Origin of the sequence: Flavobacterium aquaticum (genome assembly GCF_003259835.1) — a bacterium.
Classification (GTDB): Bacteria; Bacteroidota; Bacteroidia; order Flavobacteriales; family Flavobacteriaceae; genus Flavobacterium; species Flavobacterium aquaticum.
This window is the reverse complement of record NZ_QLMI01000002.1, coordinates 159277-181819: the sequence shown is the minus strand read 5'-3', so window position 1 is coordinate 181819 and position 22543 is coordinate 159277. Positions and strand designations below refer to the sequence as shown.

The 22543-nt window shown below is 33.4% G+C and carries 25 protein-coding genes; 8 read left to right on the top strand and 17 right to left on the bottom strand.

Annotated elements, in window-relative coordinates:
* Nucleotides 1-59: 59 nt before the first annotated feature.
* Together galE and B0I03_RS03645 are read left to right on the top strand one after the other, a co-directional pair.
* Nucleotides 60-1076, top strand: a complete 1017-nt coding sequence (galE, locus tag B0I03_RS03650; RefSeq protein ID WP_111566114.1) for a UDP-glucose 4-epimerase GalE — start codon at nt 60-62, stop codon at nt 1074-1076.
* 88 nt (nt 1077-1164) lie between these two features.
* Entirely contained in the window at nt 1165-2631 is a 1467-nt protein-coding gene (locus B0I03_RS03645) for a hypothetical protein (protein ID WP_111566113.1), read from the top strand.
* 41 nt (nt 2632-2672) lie between these two features.
* On the opposite strand, the gene B0I03_RS03640 is transcribed toward B0I03_RS03645, so the two are convergent.
* From B0I03_RS03640 to B0I03_RS03595, 10 genes are all read right to left on the bottom strand, one after another.
* Entirely contained in the window at nt 2673-2927 is a 255-nt protein-coding gene (locus tag B0I03_RS03640; protein WP_111566112.1) for a hypothetical protein, read from the bottom strand.
* Nucleotides 2928-3003: 76 nt separating this feature from the next.
* Nucleotides 3004-3984, bottom strand: coding sequence for a YihY/virulence factor BrkB family protein (locus B0I03_RS03635; RefSeq protein ID WP_220084599.1), 981 nt, complete (start codon nt 3982-3984; stop codon nt 3004-3006).
* Nucleotides 3985-3990: 6 nt separating this feature from the next.
* Complete coding sequence (gene fabD, locus B0I03_RS03630) at nt 3991-4863, bottom strand: ACP S-malonyltransferase (protein WP_111566111.1); 873 nt, start codon at nt 4861-4863, stop codon at nt 3991-3993.
* 60 nt (nt 4864-4923) lie between these two features.
* Nucleotides 4924-5451 carry an NADPH-dependent FMN reductase gene (locus B0I03_RS03625; protein WP_111566110.1) on the bottom strand — a complete coding sequence of 176 codons (528 nt, stop codon included), beginning with the start codon at nt 5449-5451 and terminating at the stop codon, nt 4924-4926.
* Nucleotides 5452-5455: 4 nt separating this feature from the next.
* A complete protein-coding gene (locus B0I03_RS03620) occupies nt 5456-5668 on the bottom strand; it encodes a hypothetical protein (RefSeq protein WP_111566109.1) in 213 nt (70 codons plus the stop codon).
* Entirely contained in the window at nt 5668-6075 is a 408-nt protein-coding gene (locus B0I03_RS03615) for an AtaL-like protein (RefSeq protein WP_111566108.1), read from the bottom strand. Before B0I03_RS03615 ends, B0I03_RS03620 begins: the two co-directional genes overlap by 1 nt.
* 1 nt (nt 6076) lies before the next feature.
* Entirely contained in the window at nt 6077-6304 is a 228-nt protein-coding gene (locus B0I03_RS03610) for a (4Fe-4S)-binding protein (protein WP_111566107.1), read from the bottom strand.
* 18 nt (nt 6305-6322) lie between these two features.
* A complete protein-coding gene (locus tag B0I03_RS03605) occupies nt 6323-6604 on the bottom strand; it encodes a GNAT family N-acetyltransferase (protein WP_111566106.1) in 282 nt (93 codons plus the stop codon).
* Between the two features lie 44 nt (nt 6605-6648).
* A complete protein-coding gene (locus B0I03_RS03600; protein ID WP_111566105.1) occupies nt 6649-7365 on the bottom strand; it encodes a pirin family protein in 717 nt (238 codons plus the stop codon).
* A 78-nt stretch (nt 7366-7443) separates the two neighbouring features.
* Nucleotides 7444-8019 carry a Crp/Fnr family transcriptional regulator gene (locus B0I03_RS03595; protein ID WP_111566104.1) on the bottom strand — a complete coding sequence of 192 codons (576 nt, stop codon included), beginning with the start codon at nt 8017-8019 and terminating at the stop codon, nt 7444-7446.
* Nucleotides 8020-8158: 139 nt separating this feature from the next.
* Between B0I03_RS03595 and B0I03_RS03590 the strand changes: the two genes are divergently transcribed.
* Nucleotides 8159-8716, top strand: coding sequence for a sugar O-acetyltransferase (locus tag B0I03_RS03590; protein ID WP_111566103.1), 558 nt, complete (start codon nt 8159-8161; stop codon nt 8714-8716).
* Between the two features lie 32 nt (nt 8717-8748).
* On the opposite strand, the gene B0I03_RS03585 is transcribed toward B0I03_RS03590, so the two are convergent.
* The 3 genes from B0I03_RS03585 to B0I03_RS03575 all read right to left on the bottom strand — a co-directional run bounded on the left by B0I03_RS03585 (nt 8749) and on the right by B0I03_RS03575 (nt 13145).
* Nucleotides 8749-10620 (bottom strand): peptidase U32 family protein, encoded by a 1872-nt coding sequence (locus B0I03_RS03585; protein WP_111566102.1) that lies wholly within the window; start codon nt 10618-10620, stop codon nt 8749-8751.
* Between the two features lie 188 nt (nt 10621-10808).
* The gene (locus B0I03_RS03580; protein ID WP_111566101.1) at nt 10809-11993 is read right to left on the bottom strand and encodes a pyridoxal phosphate-dependent aminotransferase; all 1185 of its coding nucleotides are present in this window, start codon (nt 11991-11993) and stop codon (nt 10809-10811) included.
* 57 nt (nt 11994-12050) lie between these two features.
* Nucleotides 12051-13145: a fatty acid desaturase family protein gene (locus B0I03_RS03575; protein WP_111566100.1), complete on the bottom strand. Its 1095-nt coding sequence runs from the start codon at nt 13143-13145 to the stop codon at nt 12051-12053.
* A 108-nt stretch (nt 13146-13253) separates the two neighbouring features.
* Between B0I03_RS03575 and rsmG the strand changes: the two genes are divergently transcribed.
* Complete coding sequence (rsmG, locus tag B0I03_RS03570) at nt 13254-13883, top strand: 16S rRNA (guanine(527)-N(7))-methyltransferase RsmG (RefSeq protein WP_111566099.1); 630 nt, start codon at nt 13254-13256, stop codon at nt 13881-13883.
* A gap of 94 nt (nt 13884-13977) precedes the next feature.
* Here the strand turns inward: rsmG and pruA are convergent, their stop codons facing one another.
* The 4 genes from pruA to B0I03_RS03550 form a co-directional block, all read right to left on the bottom strand.
* The gene (gene pruA / locus B0I03_RS03565) at nt 13978-15603 is read right to left on the bottom strand and encodes an L-glutamate gamma-semialdehyde dehydrogenase (protein ID WP_111566098.1); all 1626 of its coding nucleotides are present in this window, start codon (nt 15601-15603) and stop codon (nt 13978-13980) included.
* A 127-nt stretch (nt 15604-15730) separates the two neighbouring features.
* On the bottom strand, nt 15731-16117 hold the full coding sequence (apaG, locus tag B0I03_RS03560) for a Co2+/Mg2+ efflux protein ApaG (protein WP_111566097.1): 387 nt from the start codon (nt 16115-16117) through the stop codon (nt 15731-15733).
* Between the two features lie 3 nt (nt 16118-16120).
* Complete coding sequence (locus B0I03_RS03555) at nt 16121-17218, bottom strand: DUF3667 domain-containing protein (RefSeq protein WP_111566096.1); 1098 nt, start codon at nt 17216-17218, stop codon at nt 16121-16123.
* 2 nt (nt 17219-17220) lie between these two features.
* Nucleotides 17221-18468, bottom strand: coding sequence for a type IX secretion system plug protein (locus B0I03_RS03550; protein WP_111566095.1), 1248 nt, complete (start codon nt 18466-18468; stop codon nt 17221-17223).
* A 194-nt stretch (nt 18469-18662) separates the two neighbouring features.
* On the opposite strand from B0I03_RS03550, the gene B0I03_RS03545 reads away from it, so the two are divergent.
* From B0I03_RS03545 to B0I03_RS03530, 4 genes are read left to right on the top strand one after another with little or no spacing between them, the layout of a single operon-like run.
* Nucleotides 18663-20012, top strand: a complete 1350-nt coding sequence (locus tag B0I03_RS03545; protein WP_111566094.1) for a Na(+)-translocating NADH-quinone reductase subunit A — start codon at nt 18663-18665, stop codon at nt 20010-20012.
* 5 nt (nt 20013-20017) lie between these two features.
* Entirely contained in the window at nt 20018-21181 is a 1164-nt protein-coding gene (locus B0I03_RS03540; RefSeq protein WP_111566093.1) for an NADH:ubiquinone reductase (Na(+)-transporting) subunit B, read from the top strand.
* Between the two features lie 2 nt (nt 21182-21183).
* Nucleotides 21184-21867, top strand: coding sequence for an NADH:ubiquinone reductase (Na(+)-transporting) subunit C (nqrC, locus tag B0I03_RS03535; protein WP_111566092.1), 684 nt, complete (start codon nt 21184-21186; stop codon nt 21865-21867).
* Between the two features lie 5 nt (nt 21868-21872).
* Nucleotides 21873-22538: an NADH:ubiquinone reductase (Na(+)-transporting) subunit D gene (locus B0I03_RS03530; RefSeq protein WP_111566091.1), complete on the top strand. Its 666-nt coding sequence runs from the start codon at nt 21873-21875 to the stop codon at nt 22536-22538.
* Nucleotides 22539-22543 lie beyond the last annotated feature (5 nt).

Here is a 22543-nt window from a genome sequence, read left to right as displayed (position 1 = left end):
TCAGTCGCAGTATTCAGTCTCAGTTACTGTATACTGCGACTGTGACTGAAAACTAAAAAATGAAGATATTAGTTACTGGAGGTTTAGGATTTATAGGTTCTCACACAGTTGTTGAATTACAAAATGAAGGTTTTGATGTAATTGCTATTGACAATCTTTCTAATTCATCTATTGATGTTTTGGACGGAATTGAGCGCATTACAGGAAAAAAGCCTTTGTTTGAAAATATCGATTTGCGAGATAAATCGGCGGTTCAAAATTTCTTTTCTAAATACCAAGATATTTCGGGAGTGATTCATTTTGCTGCTTCAAAAGCGGTGGGAGAAAGTGTTGAAAATCCATTGTTGTATTACGAAAACAACATCAATTCTTTAGTGTATTTACTTCAAGAATTGCAAAAAAAGCAAGAAGCTCATTTTATTTTCAGTTCGTCTTGCACGGTTTACGGTCAAGCCGAAAAAATGCCAATTACTGAAAATGCTCCTATTCAAGTTGCAATGTCACCTTACGGAAACACGAAGCAAATAGGAGAAGAAATTATAACTGATGTTGCGAAAGTAACCAACATCAATTCCATTTTATTGCGCTATTTTAATCCAATTGGAGCGCATCCTTCAGCTGAAATAGGCGAATTACCTTTAGGAGTTCCGCAAAATTTAGTTCCGTTTATTACACAAACTGCTTTTGGGCTAAGAGAAAAGTTATCTGTTTTTGGAAATGATTATCCAACTTCTGATGGAACCGCTATTCGTGATTATATTCACGTCGTAGATTTAGCAAAAGCACACGTAATTGCTTTGCAACGTTTGTTAAAGAAGCAAAATGTAGAAAAAGTAGAAACTTTTAATTTAGGAACAGGAACGGGAAGTTCGGTTTTAGAAGTGATAAATGCTTTTGAAAAAGTGTCCAATCAAAAATTAAATTATCAAATTGTGGGTAGAAGAGAAGGTGATGTAATTGAAGCTTATGCAAATACTGATAAAGCAAATACTGTTTTAGGTTGGAAAGCAAAATCTACTTTAGAAGAAGCTTTGGCAAGTGCTTGGAAATGGGAACAGAAAATCAGAAACAAATAAACAAAAGTTAAAAAGCTTCTTTTTTTACAGATAATAAAACCAATCTTTTATTCTTTTCGTAACTGCAAGTAATTAAAACTTACAGATTATGAAAAAGACATTACTTTTAGTTACTAGCTTCTTATTTACTTTAAATGTATTCTCACAGGTTGGAATTGGAACAACTGATATTCTAAATGGAGTTGAATTCCAAATCGAAAGCAATTCAAAAGGATTATTAATTCCAAGAGTTGCGCTAACTGCTACAAATGTTGTGGCACCTGTTGGACCAGCACCTATTGCAACGGGAGTTCTAATTTTTAATACGGCAACTGCTGGAGCAGGAATAACGGCTGTTTCTCCAGGATTCTATTATTGGTCAGGAATAGAATGGGTTGCTTTGAAATCTAGCCCATTAGCAGCAAGTCAAGATTGGTCTTTAACAGGAAATACAGGTACCAATCCAAGTACTAATTTTTTAGGAACTACTGATAATCAAAATTTCCAAATTAGGACAAACAATACCAATAGAGTTACTGTTGAAAATGACGGTCAAGTTATTTTTGGAAACAATACGGCTCCAAGTGCTAATACGTTAACAACAATTAATGCAGGCGCTGGACAAATTGGTCTTTTTGTAAATAGTAATAATTCTGCTAGAACCATTCGAGCTTTAAACGCAACCAATACACAATTTGTAATTGATGGTGGAAATTTAGATGCCAATGGCGGTAGAGGTGTAATTGGAATCAGTGCAAATTTAGCAGCAAATGCAACTTCAACCGTTATGGGAGTTTTAGGTGTTGGAGGAAGAACAACCTTTACAGAATTACCAGGTGAATCAGTAGGAGTTTCTGGACAAGGAACTACAGGTTTACATGTAAGAGGTGTAGGAAAAGGGAATGGAGTAGATTATTTTTCTGCCTATTTTGAATACGATCAAGACGATAATTTAAGTACAAGTAATGGTCCATTTGCTAGAATTGCAGGTAAAGATGTTGATTATTTCACTGGAGGTGGCGCTGCAAGAAGAGACGTTACTTACGGAGGTTATTTTGACGCGAACACTTCAACTACTGATTATGTTTTCGTGGGAGCAAGAAATAATAATACTTCGTATAAAGTTTTAGGTGGAGGTTCTTTATCTACTATGGTTGAAGATAGAAATGGAAACAATCGAATTCTTCACGCAACAGAAACTCCAGAAATTCTATTTGAAGATTTTGGAACAGGAAAATTAGTAAACGGAGAAGCGTATATTGAAATTGATGAATTAATGAGCGATCATATTTTTGTTGATGAAAGCCATCCAATGAAAGTTTTCATTCAATTAGAAGGCGATTGCAAAGGGGTTTATGTTACTGAAAAAACAAAAAATGGTTTCAAAGTAAAAGAATTACAAAACGGAAGATCTAATGTTTCTTTTTCTTGGAATATGGTAGCCAATAGAGCTGATACAATAGAAAAAGATGGTACAATAGCTTCAAAACATGTAGATGTAAGATTTCCAATTGGTCCTAAAAAATTGAATCAGGAAAAATCGGTTGAGAAAAAATATGAAATAGAAATGAAGTAAAAATAAAATCCCAAGTAGAACAAACTACTTGGGATTTTTTATTATTCTTCAACGGACTCTTTTAATTTTTTTGCGCCTTCTTCTACCTTTTCAGCTCCTTTAGCAATAATGTGTTTTGCTTTTTCACCTACTTTTGAAGAATCAATTACTTTTTTAGCTTTTACTTTAGCCGAATCTGCGGCTTGTTTTAAATCGGTTCCTACTGCTTCAGAAGCTTCTTTTACTTTTTCTTTAGTTTCTTCTTGACAAGAAAGTAATGTCGTTGCGATTGCAATTCCTAAAAATATTTTTTTCATGGTCGAATTTATTTATGAAAATAAAGTTACAAAATTAATGCCAAACGAAAGTGAAATATTTTTTGCCAAAAAGTAATTACTCAATATCGTTGTTTTTCTTAAACTCTTCTACTTCTTCCTTCGCATCTTGTAATGTAGTAGCTTCTAACTTTAGTTCTACCACATGAATTATTTCGGCATATTTTGATGGTTTAATAGAACTTCCAAATTCAATTGCATAGCACTTTGCAAATAGCGCTCCTAAATATAAAATGACAGAAGAATAATAAACCCAAACCATAATAATTACTAATGATCCCGCAGCTCCATAAATGGTTCCTAAAGACGATTGAGAAATGTAAAATGAAATTAAAAATTTCCCAAACATAAAAAGGATAGCGGTTGTAAACGAAGAAACTCTGACTTGTTTCCAAGTGATGTTGGCATCGGGTAAGATTTTGAAAATTACTGCAAAAAGTAATGTTATCACCGTTAAAGTTACCAATGTTTGTCCGATGTAAACCGAATAAACCGCTGCTTCAGAAAAATGGGCAAATAACTTTTGGTTCAATGAATCTAAAATGGCCGATAATCCTAAAGAAGCCAACAAAATAAATCCCAAACTTCCAATTACGCCAAAAGAAAGTAATCTTGATTTGAAGTACAACCAAAAACTAGAACGTTTTTTAAGTCGAATTCCCCAAATTGAATTAATAGAATCTTGAATTTCTGCAAAAACCGAAGTCGCACCTATTAATAAAGTTACTATTCCAATGAGTGCAGGAAATCCACTTTTGTTAGAAATAGCTATGTTTTTAATCATTTCTTGCAATTGAATAGCGGCTTTTTCGCCTAAAAAATCTTTGATTTGAAGAAATATCTCACCTTCAATTGCATCGGTTCCAAAAAAAAGCCCCACTACATATAGTAAAACCATAAGTAGTGGAGCCATTGAAAATACGGTTGTATAAGCTAATGAAGCACTTTTTTTCATGATTTTGTGTTCTCCAAATTCGGAAAACGTGGAATGAATTACATCCCATAAATCTTTGTAGTACGCTTCTCTAACTCCTTTCAAAATAGGTTATGCCGAAATCGTTTCGACTTCTTTATCAATTTTATTTACTAATCCTACTAAAACTTTTCCTGGACCAACTTCTGTGAAACTCGTTGCACCATCTTTAATCATTTGTTGTACCGATTGCGTCCATTTTACAGGAGCAGTTAATTGAATGATTAAGTTTTTCTTAATTTCATCAGCATCAGAAACCGCACTTGCAGTAACATTTTGATACACTGGACAAATTGGAGTTGAAAAAGTGGTTGCTTCAATAGCTGCTGCTAATTCTTCTCGTGCTGGTTCCATCATGGGTGAGTGAAATGCACCACCAACAGGTAAAATTAATGCACGTTTTGCGCCAGCTTCTTTCATCTTTTCGCAAGCTAATTCTACTGCTTTGTATTCGCCAGAAATTACTAATTGTCCTGGACAGTTGTAATTTGCAGCTACCACAACACCATCAATCGATGCACAAATATCTTCTACAATTTTGTCGTCTAAGTTTAAAACAGCCGCCATTGTAGAAGGTGTAATTTCACAGGCTTTTTGCATAGCAATTGCTCTTTGCGAAACCAATTTTAATCCGTCTTCAAATGATAAAGCGCCATTAGCAACTAAAGCTGAAAATTCACCTAATGAATGTCCAGCAACCATTTCTGGTTTAAAGTTTTCTAATGTTTTTGCCAAAATTACTGAGTGCAAGAAAACCGCTGGTTGGGTTACTTTGGTTTCTTTTAATTCTTCGGCTGTTCCTTCAAACATGATATCGGTAATTCTAAAACCTAATATTTCATTAGCTTTTTCGAATAATTCTTTTGCTACAGCTGAGTTTTCATATAAATCTTTTCCCATTCCTGAGAATTGTGCGCCTTGACCTGGAAATACGTATGCTTTCATAAATTTTGTTTCAAGTTTAATGTTTCAAGTTTTTCTTGAATGGCAAAAATAACATTTTTATTAGAATTCAGTTGAATTTACAATTTCCAATAATTGATTTTTATATTCTGGATGAATGATTCCATTTACTACATCAAAATTTTCATAGAAACTTGGTAAAGAAAAACTACCTTTTACAATGCCGCCTTGGAATGGGAAGCGTTTTGTAGCGATATCTAAAACAGAACTTCCACCACGAGCACCAGGAGAAGTAGCCAATAACAACATTGGTTTTTCTTGAAAGGTTTTGGCGTTAATTCGAGAAGTCCAATCTAAAATGTTTTTAAAGGCTGTGGAGTAATTCCCGTTATGTTCAGCAAACGAAATAATAATTAAATCGGCGCTTCCTAATTTAGCATAAAAATCTTGTGCTAAAGGATGAATTCCGTTTTCTTTTTCTTTATCAACAGAGAAAATAGGCATTTCGTAATCGTTTAAATCTAAAATTTCTACCGATGTATTTTGAAATTGATTAGCGGTATATGTTGCCAATTGTTTATTGATGGATTGCTTACTTGATGAAGCTCCGAATGCGATGATTTTTTTCATGTATTTATTTGTTTAACCAATTCCCCATTACTTTTCTTAATATTGGTAATAAAACAAAAATCATTAGTGGAACCAAAATTCCAGTCATGATTAATGTTTTTAATGGTAATGGTAAGTTTTTAATGTAATCTCCAATTAAGTAGGTTAAAAGAGTTATGGCTGGATAAATGGCCAACCAAACCATGATGGCAAATTTCCATTTAGGCGATTGATTCATTAATTTTCTTCTATATACTTTTTTGTTTTTAAAACAGCACTTTTTAATAATTCTAGATTTCCAATGGCTGCTTTTGATGTTTTATCGTTCCAATTTGTAGTAAAAGTCATTTCGGTTTCTTCCTCCGAAACAAATTTTGCATCATTATCTACATATCCTTCCATCGTTGGATGTTCTAAAAGTAGAAATCTAACTTTATAAGGAATGAAAGTAATTTTTTCTTTTAGAATGGTAGTTGTTTCAGGAGTTGTTACAGTCATTTGTCTTATTACAAATTCTGTGTTTTTTTCAGAAATGATTACATCACTAACACCTGGAACAAAATTTTCAGGATGTTCAATTTTATTGAGTAAATGACTCCAAACTTTTTCGAGTGAAGCATTAACAGTAACGGTAAATTCAGTCATTTTATTTTTCGTTTAAATAATACGTTAATGCTCCAGAAGGACATTTGTTAACGGTTTCAATAATTTTTTCTGTGGTTGAATTATCAGGTGTAATCCAAGGTTGTTCTTTTGGTTTAAAAACATCTGGATTATTTTTAACACAGTTAGCAGAATGGGTACACTTTCCAGACTGCCATACAATGGTTACTTCACCATTTGTATATTCTTTTTTTAGGTTTTTTGGATCCATGATTACTTCGTTTTAAATTTATAATACGTCTCTAAATTCAGGAGTTTTATCAAAAACACTTTTCGCAAACGGACACAAAGGCAAGATTTTAATTCCTTTTTCTCTTGCAAATTCTACCGCTTTTGTTACCATTTTTTTGCCAAAGCCTTTTCCTTCGTTTCCAGGATTTACTTCAGTATGGTCAATGATTATTTTATCTTCGCCAGCATAAACAAATGTCATCATGGCCTCTTGTTTGCCTTTTACTTCAATGTAAAAAGCACCTTTATTGTCATTAATTCTTAATTGTACTTCACTCATGATTTAATTTTTTACTGCGACTGACTACTGTGACTGCTCACTAATTATTGCTCCATCGGAATTTCCATCACTAAAAACTTCGCATTTGAATTCGCTTTGATTTCAATTTCATTGGTTGCCCAAATTCCGATTGCGTCTCTTTTTTCTAATTTTTCTCCATTTACTTCAATTTCACCTTCAATGTTCATGATGTAAAATCCGTTTCCTTCTTTTTTCAAATTTAATTTTTTTGAAAAACCGTTGTCAAAATCACTCAAATAAAACCAAGCATCTTGATGAATCCAAACACCAGCATCATCTGGATTTGGAGATAAAATCTGCGCAAAATCATTTTTTTGTAAGGATTGGTCTAAAGTAATTTGTTGATAACGAGGTTCTACATTTCTATATTTTGGAAACAACCAAATTTGAAACAATTTTGTGTGTTGGTCATGATTTGGATTAAACTCACTGTGTTGTATTCCGGTTCCTGCGCTCATTACTTGTACATCTCCTGTTTTGATGGTTGCGGCATTTCCCATACTGTCTTTGTGAGCCAAATCGCCTTCTAATGGAATCGTGATAATTTCCATATTATCATGTGGATGTGTTCCAAAACCCATTCCAGCTGCAACAGTATCGTCATTTAAAACGCGCAACATACCAAATTGAACTCTTTCTGGATTGTACCAATTAGCAAAGCTAAAACTGTGGTAAGCATTTAACCAACCATGATCTGCGTGTCCTCTTGAATCTGCTTTGTGTAAAACTGTATTTTTCATAATGTATAAATTTAGTAATTATTATGATACAAATTTACATTGATGAACAAGGAAGAGCACTTAACCTAGATTAAGAAATTATTTTTTCAACAATCTCGCTTTCATCTTACTGAAAAATTCAGGTGTAACGCCAATGTAAGAAGCAATATGTTTTTGAGGAACTTTCTGAATTAATGTTGGGTATTTAGAACAAAATTTTTCAAAACGTTCTTCGGCAGTTAGACTTAAATTGTCCATTAATCGTTCTTGATGTGCAACTAAGGAGTTCTCGGCTAAAATTCTGAAAAAGCGTTCTAATTTTGGGATTTCTTGAAAGAGTTGTTGTTGGTTTTCTTTAGTGATGATTACAACTTCAGCATCTTCTAAAACTTCTATAAAAAGATTGCCAGGTTTTTCAGAAATATAACTGTACATGTCGCCAATCCACCAACCTTCGCAAGCAAAATGCAATACGTGTTCAATAATATTGTCATTAATATTGAAACTTCTCAAAATACCAGAATTCACAAAATAAGTGCAAGTTGCCACTTCGCCAGCGCTTAATAAAATAGTTTTGGCTTTGAATTGTTTGGTTTCTGTTTTAGATAAAAATAAGGTTTCTTCTTCTGGAGTTAAAGAAATGTGCTTGGCTATATTTTGAAGAATGGATTGCATAAGTTCAAATTTACAATTTTTAACTAGTTATTTTGGATTACACATTTAAGAAATTTGACGGATTATTAAAATTTCTATAATTTCTCCAAATCTGTGTTCCAAAAAAGATATTTTTGTATTGATCATTTATATTTAAAAAATGAAAACTGAAAAGGAAAAAATGCTCGATGGCGAAATTTATTTTGCTAACGACAAAGTTTTAATGGCAGAGCGATTACGAGCAAAAAAGTTTCTTCACAGATTGAATGTAACCGAATATGTTGTGAATGGAAATTCAAGGAATATTCTTCGTGAACTTTTACCTAACGCACATAAAAAATTATACATTGAGCCGCCATTTCATTGTGATTATGGGTATAACATTTATTCAGGTGAGAATGTATTTTTCAATGTGAATTGTGTGGTTTTGGATACAATGAAAATTGAAATTGGCAACAATGTTTTCTTTGGGCCGAATGTTCATATTTATACGGCAACGCATCCACTTGACGCTATTGAAAGAAGAACTGTTGAATTTTCAAAACCAGTTTTTATAGGTAACGATTGTTGGATTGGAGGAAACACCGTTATTTGTCCAGGTGTTACAATTGGTGATGGTTGTACAATTGGCGCTGGTTCAGTCGTGACTAAAGACATCCCGGCCAATTCATTAGCTGTTGGAAATCCGGCTAAAGTGATTCGAAAATTGAATGAATAAAAAAACCGATGCGTTATACATCGGTTTCTATATTAATGAAAGTGATCTTCTTCAATTTCAAATTCGGCATCTTTTTCCCAAATTTCCATTTCACAAGGTTTACAATTGAATTTTAGTTTGTATTCCAATTCGCCTTGTTTCAAAACTAAGGGTTCTTTCAGTTTTTTGTCCATGTTTTCTCTGTGGTATTTTGGACAACGTTCTAATTCGTATTTGATGCAATATTTAGTCGTCATTACACGCGATTTTCCAGGATCCCATTGTAATTCGAATGCTTTTTCAATTTCAGTTACACCATGACGTTCGTAGAATTTACGAGCGGTTTTGTTGGCAACATTGTACATGAAATCCAATTTTGTTTCTGGATAAGGATGCGATGTTTTTACCAATTGGTGTTCCTTGCGAACGTAATTTTTCAAACGAATTTCTGATAATTGTTCGTAAACCGTTCTTCGCATTTCATTGATTTTTGAAATCGGAAGAAACCAATTTCCAGAAAATTCAATCGTAATTTCATCAGCTGTATAAGGTGTGAAACCTGTTTTAGCTAAGTTAATTTTGAAGTTTTCTGCTAAAGATTCGTTATTTTTTGTTTGTTCTTTTGGATGAACCAAATTTACAACGCTAACATTTCCATCTTCGTCAGTTGCGATTAACTCAAAACCTGTTTCGTTTTCTTTTAATAATAAAGTGGTGCTGATTTTTCGAACTGCACTGTCTTCTCTTTCAACTAATTTAATGAAAGCCGCATCGTTATTTCTGTAAATGAAAGTACCTTCTTTGATTTCTTTTAACACGTTTGGGTAAACGATTCCGTTTTCGGCGCGGTTTACGTAAATTCCCTCGGCTTCGTTATTTTCGTTGATGAAACACAATCCGTCGCCATTATTTAATAATTCTCCGTTTTCAATTACGTATGAATTTCCAACGGTTTTAATCAGTTTTCCAATATATTGCCCTTTTGATTTTGGACTTTCCCAAGAACCAATGGCTTGATGTCTTTCGTTTACAAAATAATCAGTATAACCACGATTGAACGTTCTATCTAATGATGAATCAAATAAATACGTGCATTTTCCAGAAGAAGCTTTGGTGTATTTATCGCTATTTTCGTTTAAGAAAGCATCTAATTTCTGACGTAAATACGAAACGTTATTTTTTACATACACAATATCCTTCAAACGACCTTCAATTTTGAAAGAAACAATTCCGGCTTCCACTAAATTTGGAATTTGGTTGGAAACATCAAAGTCTTTAATTGAGAGTAAGTGACTATTTTTGATTAAAGTATCGCCATTTCCATCAATTAAGTTATAAGGTAAACGACAATTTTGTGCACAAGAACCACGGTTTGCTGAACGTTCGCCATTGGCAACACTCATATAACAATTTCCGCTAAACGAAACGCATAAAGCACCCGTTACGAAAAATTCTAATTCAACATCAGAAGCGTCACGGATTTCTTTGATTTGACTAAGATTCAATTCACGCGCTAAAACCACACGTTTGATTCCAGCATCTGCTAAGAATTTGATTTTATCAGCATCACGATTATTGGTTTGCGTGCTAGCATGCAATACGATAGGAGGTAACTCCATTTCCATAATCGCCATGTCTTGAATGATTAAAGCATCTACGCCAATATCATACAATTTCCAAATCAATTGACGACAAGGTTCTAATTCGTTATCGTATAAAATCGTATTGATAACCACAAAAACCTGAGCGTTAAACAAGTGCGCATATTTTACCAATTCGGCAATATCTTCAACAGAATTGGTAGCGTTTGAACGAGCGCCATATAAAGGAGCGCCAATATAAACCGCATCAGCACCACTATTTATGGCAGCAATTCCTTGTACTAAGTTTTTTGCAGGAGCTAAAATTTCAATCTTCTTCTTCATTTGTAAATCTTTAATCTTTCGGGATTTGCCGAAAAAAAGTGTGCAAAGTTCTTATAAAAAATTGGAGATTTCTAATTCGAGTTCGTTTTTTTTTGAATTTGGAGCATAAAAAAAACACGAATTACACTAATTTACACCAATTAATTCGTGCCAATTTGTGCAATTCGTGTTTGCTATATTTTTTAGTTTTAAGAAACCGCTTCTTTGATTCTTCTCATTGCTTCTGTTAATAGAGCTTCGCTTGTTGCGTAAGAGAAACGAATACAATTTGGATTTCCAAAAGCGTCTCCTGTTACAGTTGCTACGTTTGCTTCTGCTAATAAGAACATTGAGAAATCAGTTGCGTCTTTAATTAATTGTCCTTTTAAAGTTTTTCCAAAGTAAAAAGATACATCAGGGAAAACATAAAATGCGCCTTCTGGAACATTCAATTTGAATCCTGGGATTTCTTTAACTAATCCTACTACTAAATCTCTTCTGTTTTTGAAGGCTGAAACCATTTCGTTTAAAACGCTTGGATCCGCTTCAACAGCAGTAATCGTTGCTCTTTGTGCAATAGAATTGGCTCCCGAAGTAACTTGTCCTTGGATTTTTGTACACGCTTTTGCGATGAATTCCGGTGCGCCAATATATCCAATTCTCCATCCTGTCATTGCGAATGCTTTTGCAACACCATTAACTGTGATTGTTCTTTCTAACATTCCTGGAATCGATGCAATGCTGCAAAATGTTCCTGAAAAGTTGATGTGTTCGTAGATTTCGTCAGAAACTACATATACGTGTGGATGTTTTTCTAAAACCTTAGCTAAAGCTGTTAACTCTTCACGATTGTAAACCGAACCACTTGGGTTGCAAGGCGAACTGAACCACATCATTTTAGTTTTTGGTGTGATGGCTGCTTCTAATTGTTCTGGTGTGATTTTGAAATCGCTTTCAACAGAAGTAGGAACTTCAACAGGAACTCCGCCAGAAAGCTTGATAATTTCGAAATATGAAACCCAATATGGAGCAGGAAGAATTACTTCGTCACCATCATTCAACATTACTTGTGCAATGTTATATAACGATTGTTTTGCTCCTGTTGAAACTACAATTTGTGATGGTTTGTAGTCTAAATTATTATCTCTTTTGAATTTTTTGCAAATCGCTTCTTTCAATTCTAAGTAACCTTCCACAGGTGTGTACGTACTGTAGTTTTCGTCGATAGCTTTTTTTGCAGCTTCTTTAATAAATTCAGGAGTATTAAAATCTGGTTCTCCTAAACTAAGGCTGATAATGTCTTTTCCTTGTGCTTTTAATTCTCTTGCCAAAGCCGCCATTGCTAAAGTTTGTGAAACGGCTAAGTTGTTGATTCTGTCCGATAACGGGTTCATTGTGTGTTAGTTATTATAGTTAATACAAAAGACGCGATTCCTCGCGTCTCTTCTTTATTATGCTAATTGTGGTTTTCTTCCTAGTTCTCTCAAATGTTTGAAATGAGAGGCGATGGCCGATCGAGTCGTTTTGAACTCGTGATACGGTAAGTTACACTCAGCTGCCGTTTGTTTTACAATTTCAGCAATTTTATTGTAATGAATGTGACTTATGTTTGGGAAAATATGGTGTTCAATTTGGTGATTTAATCCACCTGTATAATAATTCACAATCCAGTTTTTTGGTGCGAAGTTAGCAGTTGTAAATAATTGGTGAATTGCCCAAGTGTTTTCGATTTCTCCATTGTCATCTGGCATTGGATTTATAGTATCTTCAACTACATGAGCTAATTGGAATACTACACTCAAGATTAAACCAGCTGTATAATGCATTACAACAAATCCTAAAAGTACTTTCCACCATGTAATTCCTAAAATCATAGGTAATACTAACCAAATTGAGAAGTAAATCGTTTTAGTGATAATTAAAGTTGTCCAAAGAATGGTTGGTTTTTTAAATTCACCATACGATAAGTTTCTTTTTAAGTAACGTTTCATCTGTAAGAAATCTGTTGTGATTGCCCAGTTGAATGTTAATAATCCGTATAAGAAAACAGAATAATAATGTTGGAATCTGTGGTGACTGTACCATTTAGCCGTTTTAGAAAAACGTAAAATTCTTCCTGCTTCTAAATCTTCATCGTGACCAATAATGTTGGTGTAGGTGTGGTGTAAAACGTTGTGTTGTACTTGCCAGTTGTAAACATTTCCGGCTAAGATGTAGATACTTCCGCCCATTAATTTGTTTACCCAAGATTTAGTAGAATAAGCACCATGATTACCATCGTGCATTACGTTCATCCCTACGCCGGCCATTCCAATTCCGATTACTACGTTTAATAATAAATATACCCAAAACGGCATATCCATAGCTAATAGGAAGAAGTAAGGCGTTAGGAAAAGACCGAACATTACAATGGTTTTCAAGTGCAATTTCCAGTTTCCTGTTTTGTCAATTTTATTTTCTTTGAAATAATCGTTTACTCTTTTATTTAATGTTCTGAAAAACTTCAGATTATCTTCTTTTGAGAAAATCGGGGTTGTAGTACTCATAAATTTTGTATTCAAATTTCGTCAAAGATAAATATTATAATTTTTTCATTTATGATATTCCTCATTTTTTATTCACCAAAAAGCGTATTTTTGTGTAAAATTTAACTAATGGAAGAGATTTTAAAGCAATTTCCTGATTTATCTGATAATCAAATACTTCAGTTTCAAAAATTGCAAGGGTTATACGAAGATTGGAATGCCAAAATTAATGTGATTTCACGAAAGGATATCGACGAATTACATACACGTCACGTTTTGCATTCCTTAGGAATTGCAAAAATTATCGAGTTACGCCCAGGTTCTAAAATTATGGATGTGGGAACTGGTGGTGGTTTTCCTGGAATTCCATTAGCGATTTTATTTCCAGAAGTTGATTTTTATTTGATTGATGTTATTGCCAAGAAAATCAAAGTGGTAAATGAAGTTGCAGCAGGTTTAGGATTAAAAAATGTAAAAGCCGAACAAAAACGTGCCGAATTAGTCAAACAAGAATTTGATTTTATCGTAAGTCGTGCTGTAACCAATATGCCTGATTTTGTAAAATGGGTTGATGATAAAGTGGCTAAAAAACAAAATCACGAATTAGCCAACGGAATTTTATATTTAAAAGGTGGTGATTTAACCGAAGAATTAAAGGATTTTCCAAAAGCAACGCAATATAATTTATCGGATTTCTTTTCAGATGAGTTTTTTGAAACTAAGAAAGTGGTTCATTTACCGTTGAAGTATAAGAAGTAGTGATTAGTGAAAAGTAATTAGTGACTAGCTATAAAACACAAAACCCGATTCTCAATTGAAAATCGGGTTTTTTATTTCTACTTCGTATTTCGGATTAACCTAAAAACGGATATTTATAATCTTCTGGTGTTACGAAAGTTTCTTTGATGGTTCTAACAGAAGCCCAACGCAATAAGTTTTGTGAAGAACCTGCTTTATCGTTAGTTCCAGAACCTCTTGCTCCTCCAAATGGTTGCATTCCTACAACAGCACCTGTTGGTTTGTCGTTGATGTAGAAGTTTCCTGCTGCATTTTGTAATGCAACCGTCGCTTCTTCCACAGCATAACGACATTGGCTAAATACCGCACCAGTTAAAGCGTATTCTGAAGTTTCGTCTACTAATTTTAATGTTTCAGACCATTTTGCATCTTCGTAAATATAAATGGTAACTACAGGTCCGAATAATTCGGTACACATCGTGTTGTATTTTGGATTTGTAGTTAAGATAACTGTTGGCTCGATGAAATAACCTTTTGATTTATCATAATTTCCACCCATGATTATTTCCGCATCGCTATCGTTTTTAGCTTGGTCAATGTAACGCGCTAATTTATCGAATGAAGCTTCTGAAATAACTGCTGTAATAAAATTACTCATATCTTCTGGTGAACCCATTTTCATAGATTTCAAATCCGCTTCTAATTTTGCTTGAACAGCTGGCCATAAACTTTGTGGAATATAAACACGTGATGCGGCACTACATTTTTGTCCTTGGAATTCAAAAGCACCACGAGCAATTCCTACAGCAACTTGAGTTGGATTAGCTGATGGATGAGCGATGATGAAATCTTTTCCACCTGTTTCTCCAACGATTCTTGGATATGTTTTGTAAGTAGCGATGTTGTTTCCGATAGTTTTCCAAATGTCATTGAAAACACCAGTCGAACCTGTAAAGTGAACTCCCGCTAAATGTGGACTAGATAAAACTACGTCAGAAACCATTCCAGAATCACCCATAACCATATTGATAACGCCATCTGGTAGACCTGCTTCTTTGAAAACTTGCATGATTATATTAGCAGAATATACTTGTGTTGCAGCTGGTTTCCAAACCACAACATTCCCCATTAATGCAGCACTTGAAGGTAAATTTCCTGCGATAGCTGTAAAGTTGAAAGGTGTAATTGCATATACAAAACCTTCTAATGGTCTGTATTCAACACGGTTCCACATGTCTGATGTTGATGCTGGCTGGTCTGCGTATATTTTTGTCATGAATTCTACGTTGTAACGTAAGAAGTCAATCAACTCACAAGCTGAATCAATTTCTGCTTGGTGAATTGTTTTTGATTGAGCAATCATAGTCGCTGCATTGATTTTAGCTCGGTAAGGACCTGCTAATAATTCAGCTGCTTTTAAGAAAATTCCAGCTCTGTTTTCCCACGCCATAGCTGCCCATTTTTTACGAGCTTCTAATGCTTCGGTGATTGCTTTTTCAACTAAAGCTTTGTCTGCTTGATGATAAACACCTACAATATGTTGGTGATCATGCGGTGCCGACATTTTTTTAGTATCTCCAGTTTTAATTTCTTCACTACCTATATATAATGGAACTTCTACTTGAGAATTCCACATGGTTTTATATGTTTCTGCAACTTTTGCTCTTTCAGGAGAACCTGGAGCGTACGATTTTACGGGTTCGTTAACCGCTTTTGGGACATTAAAAAATCCTTTTAACATGGTGTTGTATTTTGAGATTAGACAATTTTGTGCTTTGATTTACGAAATAATCGTAAACGAATACAAAAATACAAAGTATATTTTGAATTATCGATAACAAATGTTACGAAGCTAGTTTGTTCGTTATTTAGTTGATAGCAAAAGGAGCGCTAAGCTTGAAAGTTGGGATGGTAACTCTAAAACTTCTAGTTGTGGTAAAGTTTACCATGTTGAAATAGCCTTTCATAGCTCCAATTGGTGAAGAAAGCAAGCATCCAGAAGAATAAGTGTAGCTTTCACCAGGTTTTATTACTGGTTTTTTACCAATTACACCTTCGCCATCTACTACTTCAACATTGTTTAATGCGTCGTAAATTTCCCAATGACGTGTGGTTAATTGTACCGAATCTTTACTTTGATTTTCAATAGTAACATGATACGCAAAGGCAAAGTGAATTTTATAGTTTTTGAAGTAAGTTCCTTCAAAACTAGTTAAAACTGAAATCTTTATGCCTTTTGTAATTTGACTTACCATACGTTAAAATAGAATTATTCCTATGAACATCATTATTAGGGTGCAAATCCCTAAGAATAAAAAGAATAGCGGATTCAAAATTAAGAATTTTAAAACAGTTATCCAACGGCTTTGTTGATAAAAATTTCTTAAAGATTTATAGAAATAAATTGGAAATATAAATGCAAATGAAACTCCGGAAACAAAGTAAGTTAGTTCTTCACTTATTAATTCAATGAAATTGAAAATCATCATGCATAAAAAGATGAAAGTAAAAAAAGTGTATGCAAAAACTAAATGTTCGGTGTAATTTATTTTTTTTGAATAAAAAACCAGCCAAAACATGAGTGTTAGTATTGGTAAAGAAAGGAAAATAAAGAAAGGAAGTTTTTGATAAAAGTAATCGAAAACTTCGCTTTCAATATCGTTTGATTTGAAAAGTTTAGATTTATTAAATAAAGTTTTAGTATAAAAAGTGACTTCGTGTCCTAGTTCTTTTAAGGCTTCTTCAGTAGTTTTTTCTGGATATTTTCTGTTGAAATTTCGAAATGAAAGAGCTGTGTAGATTAGTGGTTTGAATCCTGAAGAAATATTTTCGTCTATAAATTGTTTGGTATAAATTGAATCTCGACTATGATTGATTTCTTTTCTATTTAGACTGTTTATTAATCCTTCTGCATTAGGATTTTTGCTAATTGCTTTGTTAGATAAGCTATCGAGTGTTTTTAAATCTTGTTTTTGATTCTCTGTTAATTCATTATCAACAACTAAAGGATCAATATTGTTTGGACTATTATCTCCTTCGGTAAAATTAAACGTTATAAATAGTATTAATGAAACACTTAAAAATAATCGAAACGGATTTGCATACGTATGTCTTTTGCCTGCATTAAATTCACGAGCTAAAACGCCTGGTTTTGTAAAAATAGATAGTATTGAATTGCGTAATCTAGAATCGTAAGCATAAAAATTGGCAAAAAATTCTTCAATAAAATCGCTTATTGTAAGTTTTTTTGTTGAATTTAATTGGCCACAATGATGACAATATTTTTCGCTTATATCTAACGATGTTTCACAGTTGATGCACTGAGTTCCTCTATATTTTAGGTCTTTTCTGCTCATTTTTAATTTCGGATAACTTCGCTGTTTGTGTTTGCAATTCCAATTACTCTGTCGTATCGATCGTTATTTCCTCTGTAGTAAACAATTGCGGTGTAGTTGTTTTCGGTTTGAAAAAAATTACCATCAATAGCATTTTCATAATCAATTTTGCCGAATTTATCTGTAATAACGTATTGGTAATTGGTAAATCCTTGTTTTAATAAAATTGCTTTTTCGTATAAACCAGAATTTTTGTCGAATTCTAATTTATATTCATCAGTTAAAGCATAATTGTTAAACATTCCAACTACATAAATATTTTTATCTAATAAATTAGGTGTGTTTAAAGCAAAGTAAACCCATGAATAATCGGCTTCTATTTGTGAATTTGAAGTATTTGCATTCTGAATAAAAAAGTTACCATTAATATCAGGAAAATAGGTGTAAGGGTGGTTTTTTCGCGGAGTGTTTACATATAAATAAGTGTTGTAAATATTATCTCCAGAAGTTACTTGTGAAACGGTATTGTTGGTTGTTCTAATTATTTTGTTGTCAATACTGTACGCTTCGTTTCCACCCCAAAATTGTGTTTCTTTGTTGTATCTATAAATTAGCTCAGAGCCCAATGTGTATTGTGGTTTAACATTTGAAATGCTGTTTTTCCAATTTCCGTTTTGAAAAAGTGTAACTTTTACGTTCTGAATCGGATTTTGTAAAACTTTGTCACCGTAATTTATGGTCATTTCTATGTTTTGTTTTCCATCAAGGCTTTCGAAGTCTCTTGCTCTTCTTACTAACATTGCTACAGCAACTTGTTCTTCGTAAATTATAATTTTTCTAGAAAATACGATTTCGCCTTCATCATTTAAAATTGAGATTAAATAATTTCCACTTTTAGTGATTTGATTAAATCTATTTGGGAAAACTTGTCTGTAATGCGAATACAATTGTAAAGTATTGAAGGAGTTTTCATAAGTAATGATGCGCTGATTGTCCATTCCGTTTAAATATTCTACTTTTCCTAAATCTGAAGGTGCAGACCAATCGTAGTTGTACTGTGTTATCGTGTAATAGTAGTCGGCTTCGTCTCCGTATAAATCATCGAAACTCAATTCAAAAGTCTCGCCAAGTTTAAAAAATGGAATAACATTATTTCCATTTACACGAAATGAAATTGTTTTGATATTAAATGTTGGATCTTGTTCAATTCCTGCTTGAGAGAAAATAAAACAATGAGTAAGTAGTAAAAATAGAGTTGCAATTTTATTCATTTTACAGCTATAAAAACGTAAAAATAGTAAATCTTTAGGAACAAACGTAATTACTGTTAATTTATTAGTATTTTGTAATTTAGAATAATTATAAATAAACCTAATCTCTGTCTTTATTTTTGGTAAGGTGCTATGTATTTGATTAAATTTGCACGTTTTATAGTAAATTTTTTAACAATCATATCTTCAAAAATATGTCAAAAGACATTCGAATTAAAAAAGGTTTAGACCTTAAGTTGAAGGGTGAAGCAGCTCACAAAGTAGCTCAAGTAACTCGCTCGAAAGTCTATGCTGTTAAACCTTCTGACTTTCACGGAGTAACTCCAAAGATGGTAGTAAAAGAAGGAGATAACGTTAAAGCGGGAGAAGTAATTTTCTTTTCTAAATCAGATGAGAAAGTTAAATTCGTTGCTCCTGTAAGCGGAAAAATTCAAGAAATCAAGCGTGGTGAAAAAAGAGTCATTTTAGAGATTCTTATTGCTGCAGATTCTCAAGATGTTTTCGTTGAGCATAGCAAGAAAAATCCTAATGATTTATCAACAGAAGAAGTAAAAGCACATTTGTTAGCTTCAGGATGTTGGCCATTTATCAATCAGCGTCCGTATGATGTGATTGCTAATTCAGCTGATACACCTAAAGCTATTTTTATTTCAGCTTATGCAACTGCTCCATTGGCTGCAGATGTTGAGTTTGTTTTAGAAAACAAATTAGAAGCATTCCAAGTTGGTATCGATGCTTTAGCAAAATTAACATCAGGAAAAGTTCATTTATCTGTAAAAGGTAAAGGAAAATCAATTTTTAAAGATGTTAAAGGAGTTTCTTTACACCAAGTGTATGGTCCACATCCAGCTGGAAACGTTGGAGTTCAAATTGCAAAAATTTCACCAATTAATGCTGGTGAGAGAGTTTGGACAGTAACGCCACAAGATGTTGCTATCATTGGTGAATTGTTTTTAACTGGAAAATTCAATGCTACAAGAACTGTGGCTTTAGTAGGTTCTGAAGTTAAAGATGCTCAATACTACAATGTAATTTCGGGTGCTGCTATTGCTGATTTAGTTGCTGGAAAAATTGAAAGTGATAACGTGAGAGTTATTTCTGGAGATGTTTTAACAGGTGCTAAAGTAAAAATGGATGGAAATTTAGGTTTCCTAAGTAATACGGTAACTGTAATTCCTGAAGGAAATGTTTATAGAATGTTTGGATGGATGCCATTTGCGTCGCCAAGTGTTCACAGTGCATCAAGAACGGGATTATCTTGGTTAATGCCTGGAAAAAAATATGCGCCTAACACCAATTTAAACGGTGAAGAAAGAGCTTTAGTTGTAACAGGAGAAATGGAAGCGGTTATGCCACTTGATATTTTCCCAATGCAATTATTAAAAGCTTGTTTGGCAAGTGATATCGATAAAATGGAAAGCTTAGGAATTTACGAAGTAGCTCCAGAAGATTTTGCTTTAATTGATTATACTAACACATCTAAATTAGAAGCCCAACAAATCATTCGTGAAGCTCTTGATTTAATGATTAAAGAAGTAGGATAATAGCTATGAAGTTTTTAAGAGATAAAATAGACCAAATTAAAAAGCCTTTTGAGAAAGGGCAAAAATTTGAAAAATTCGCACCTGCTATCAATGCATTGGATACATTTTTATATGTGCCTAATCATACTACAAAGCATGGAGCTCATATTAGAGATGCTGTAGATTTGAAGAGAACCATGATTACTGTGGTTTTGGCTTTAATTCCAGCATTAATATTCGGAATTTACAATGCAGGTTACCAACACTTCATTCAAATTGAAGGTTCTGATATGTCATTTGCAAATTTATTTTTCCACGGATTATGGAAAGTGTTACCAATGATTATTGTATCGTATGCAGTAGGATTAGGTATCGAATTTGCTTTTGCAATTTTTAGAGGTCACGAAGTTAACGAAGGATATTTAGTATCTGGTTTGCTAATTCCAATGGTTATGCCAGTTGATTTACCTTTATGGATGTTAGCTATTTCAGTTGCTTTTGCAGTTGTAATTGGTAAAGAAGCTTTTGGAGGAACTGGAATGAATATTTTCAACCCTGCTTTATTAGCACGTGCGTTTGCATTCTTTGCTTATCCTACATTTATGTCGGGAGATAAAATTTGGGTTAGCGATGCTACTACAATTGATGGTGTGTCAGGTGAAACTATTTTAGGTTCATTAGCACAAGGAAAAGAAGTAGCGTATTCGACTATGGATATGTTCTTAGGATTTATTCCAGGTTCTATCGGAGAAACTTCGGTTTTAGCTATTTTAATTGGTGCATTTATTTTAATTGCAACAGGAGTAGGTAGTTGGAAAATTATGGTTTCTGGAGTAATTGGAGCGGCTTTAACAGCAATGATGTTCAACGCTGTAGGTTTAACTGCTTTAATGAACTTTGATTGGATCAATCACTTAGTAGTTGGAGGTTTTGCTTTTGGTATTGTATTCATGGCAACTGATCCAGTTTCTGCGGCTCAAACCGATAAAGGAAAAATAATCTACGGTTTATTAATAGGATTCTTTAGTATTTTAATTAGAGTTTTCAACCCAGCGTATCCAGAAGGAGTAATGTTGGCTATCTTATTAATGAACACTTTAGCGCCAACTATCGATTATTTCGTAGTAAATGGAAACATTGCTAAGAGAAAGAAAAGATTGGCTAAGTCTAAACAATTAAAATCTGCATAGTCATGAATAGAGAAAGTAACGGATATACATTTTTGTTTGCGACTGTAATGGTAGTGTTAGTAGCTTCTGCATTAGCATTTGCTGCAACAGCACTTAAGCCAGATCAAGAGGCAAACATTAAGAAAGAGAAAATGCAGTACATTCTAAAATCGTTTGGAGTAGCTGTAGAAAGAGACGCTTCTGAAGAAGCATACAAAAAACACATCATTAGTGAAGTGGTTTTTGATGAAAACGGAACAGAAATTAGTAAAGACGCTTTTACAGTTGATATCGCTAAAGAAAAAGGAAAATTCCCAATTTTTAACGCGGAGAAAGATGGTAAAAAATTCTATGTTATTCCGGTAAGAGGAATGGGGTTATGGGATGCTATCTGGGGTTATGTTTCGGTTGACGAAAACTTAAAAGTTGATGGTATTGTATTTGACCATAAAGCAGAAACTCCTGGTTTAGGAGGTGAAATTACTCAAGATTATTTCCAAAAAAGTTTTATTGGAGAGAGTGTTTTTGACGCTAACGGAAACTTACAAGGTTTAAAAGTAGTTAAAGGTTATTCAGGAAAAGACAACAAAGCTGATGGTGAAGTTGATGCAATTTCTGGGGCTACTTTAACAGGTAATGGTGTAACCGAAATGTTAGTTAGAGGTTTAAAACCATATGAAAAATATTTAAAATCTAATAAAAAATAATCGTCATGGCAGAAAACAACAAAGAAGGATTATTTTCAAAAAGTAATATTAAGTTAATTACAAATCCATTTAATGACGATAACCCAGTAACGGTTCAGGTATTAGGTATTTGTTCAGCTTTAGCGGTAACAGTTCAAATGAAAAATGCCTTTGTAATGGCACTTTCAGTAACTGCGGTAGTAGCTTTTGGTAACGTAATTGTATCATTATTAAGAAATTTAATTCCAAGTAGAATCCGTATCATTGTTCAGTTGGTTGTAGCAGCAGCTTTAGTAATCTTGGTTGACCAAGTTTTGAAGGCTTATGCTTATGATATCAGCAAACAATTATCAGTATTCGTAGGATTAATTATTACCAACTGTATCTTAATGGGACGTTTTGAAGCATTTGCTTTAGGTAACAAACCATGGCCTTCTTTCTTAGACGGTTTAGGAAATGGTTTAGGATATGGAATCATTTTATTGGTAGTTGCATTTTTTAGAGAATTATTCGGTTCAGGAAAATTATTCGGAATCGAAATCTTTGGAAATTCTGTTGAAAAAACAGGTTTGTATGCTACTGGATATGTTAATAACGGATTTATGTTATTAGCTCCAATGGCCTTAGTTATGGTAGGTATCGTAATTTGGGTACAAAGAGGAATTAACAAGAAATTAATCGAGAAAAAATAATAGCT